General features: G+C 45.0%; 3 protein-coding genes and 1 pseudogene. 3 read left to right on the forward strand and 1 reads right to left on the reverse strand.

What is annotated here, in order from left to right:
• The 3 genes and pseudogenes from KTG12_RS21155 to KTG12_RS21165 all read left to right on the forward strand — a co-directional run.
• A pseudogene (locus KTG12_RS21155) lies at positions 1 to 295 on the forward strand (hypothetical protein); the annotation flags it as partial.
• Between the two features lie 33 nt (positions 296 to 328).
• A complete protein-coding gene (locus KTG12_RS21160; RefSeq protein ID WP_004295314.1) occupies positions 329 to 496 on the forward strand; it encodes a hypothetical protein in 168 nt (55 codons plus the stop codon).
• 5 nt (positions 497 to 501) lie between these two features.
• Positions 502 to 1,101, forward strand: coding sequence for a GNAT family N-acetyltransferase (locus tag KTG12_RS21165; protein WP_004295313.1), 600 nt, complete (start codon positions 502 to 504; stop codon positions 1,099 to 1,101).
• Between the two features lie 370 nt (positions 1,102 to 1,471).
• Here the strand turns inward: KTG12_RS21165 and KTG12_RS21170 are convergent, their stop codons facing one another.
• On the reverse strand, positions 1,472 to 1,723 hold the full coding sequence (locus KTG12_RS21170; RefSeq protein WP_240142746.1) for a hypothetical protein: 252 nt from the start codon (positions 1,721 to 1,723) through the stop codon (positions 1,472 to 1,474).
• Positions 1,724 to 1,919 lie beyond the last annotated feature (196 nt).

Genomic DNA, 1,919 nt, shown 5'->3' on the forward strand with positions numbered 1-1,919 from the left:
AACTGCGACCGACGTAGTGCATGTGCGACAAGGAAAAGAACTGTCCGGGAGCCCCCTTTTCATGCCGTACCCCGGCATGAAACCACTTTTCTCTCCGGCTGTGGTGAAGGCTCTCCTGCTCCCTCTGCATTGCATATGCGGGTTGTTTTGCCCATATCCACGTCCGCCGGTATTGCCTGCCCTTTCCTTGAGAAAAACGGCTTACCGCAACGGGTGGCGTGACACAGACTTTTCCGGATATGGAGGAACATTCCGGAAAAAAGAGTGGAAGACGGGCTATTATTTGGCTGTATAACAACAAAGTTGTATTTTTGCAAAAAATAATATTATGGCTATAACTATCAAGAACATTCCGGTTTTGGAGGGCGTTACGGCGGAAGATTTCGTACGCAGTGCAGACAAGAACGCCGCAAAGGTAACACCCCGGTTATCAGTGGAGGCAAAGAAACGGTTGCGAAAAGTATTGGAGAAATCCCGTTCATTCCGGTTCAATTAACAGCAATGGACGGTATTTCTTTATATGATGATTGTGTCATGCTTGCCTATAACAAGGAAGTACGGAGGAATTGCCTTCCTTTCACTTGTGGCGAGAATGACCTTGATGATTTTTTTCTCAATGATGCCGATCTGTATGCGGATGAACTCCTTGGGAAAACATATTGTTGGGTGACGACTGAAATCCCGCATCGTATTGTGGCCTTGTTTACCTTGTCCAATGACAGTATCAAGACCAGATTAATATCCCCCAATGATAAAAACAGGCTGCAACGCAATATTGTAAATCCTAAACGTGGACGCAGCTATCCGGCCGTGCTGATAGGAAGACTGGGGGTCAACCTGGAATATCAGGGTACATCAAGCCACGTAGGACGGCAACTGATGGCTTTCATAAAAGACTGGTTCCGTCATGAGGACAACAAGACAGGATGCCGTTTTATCGTGGTGGATGCATACAATGAGGAAAAGATTCTCAGGTATTATGAAAGAAACGGTTTCGTTCCACTCTATAAAACAGACGTGATAGAAAAGCAATATTATGATATTCCGCAAGATGAACCTTTGAAAACCCGTTTGCTGTATTTTGATTTGAAAAAGGACTGACATAATAATATATCAGTAAAATCCTTTAGGGTGACAACGGGTTCCAAAGACAGGCTGTCGCTACGATTACCTGCCATATGGCACCGGCCGTTTTCTTGATGGCGGGCGGTGGATTTCATGGGAAGCCAATCCGGAATGACAAGTAATGCCGCACCTGTGGCATAATAGAGCATTATTTTGAAGGCGGAGACTTTGTCCGGTTCTTCTTTTTCCAAGGTTTTCCGTCGGATGTCTTCAAGTTTTCCACACTTGTTTTAGAATAGTCCGCATTATCAGCAGATTGCGAGTTTCAGTCTGCCGTTCCGATTCTCTTTATTGCATCGTAGCATGTCGTTGATATATTCCAAATACTTATCCATGAATAGGCGACTTATAATTTTGTCTCAGGCAAATATCGAGACACACTCCCGAATGAGGTCTTCCATGATTTTAAAAGACTCCGTATTTCGGAAGGAACAACGTACACATACAATTTCTCCGGAACGGCCGACTTTCCTGTCATTTCCCTGTAATCCTCCCCAAAATCAACACCGCCGTATAAACTGCATGAAAGCCCGGGCACGCTTCCTGTTTCCAATCCCATATCTGCTCCTTCCGCAACATCACGTATTGCCGTTCTCATTTCATATCCTTGAATATTTCTCCAAACATACCAAAGACAGAAAAGCTGCATGGAATCTAAATTCTCACCGGACAGACAATAGATAGAAGGAAGGAATCCATCATCCTCATTTCTTGCGGCAAAAATAGTTGTTTTTCAGGCCGGTCCCGCAAGGCGGCCCTTCGGGCTGGTTGCACGTGAAAAAATCTTCCTCACG

This window comes from Parabacteroides sp. MSK.9.14 (assembly GCF_019041495.1).
Classification (GTDB): domain Bacteria; phylum Bacteroidota; class Bacteroidia; order Bacteroidales; family Tannerellaceae; genus Parabacteroides; species Parabacteroides merdae.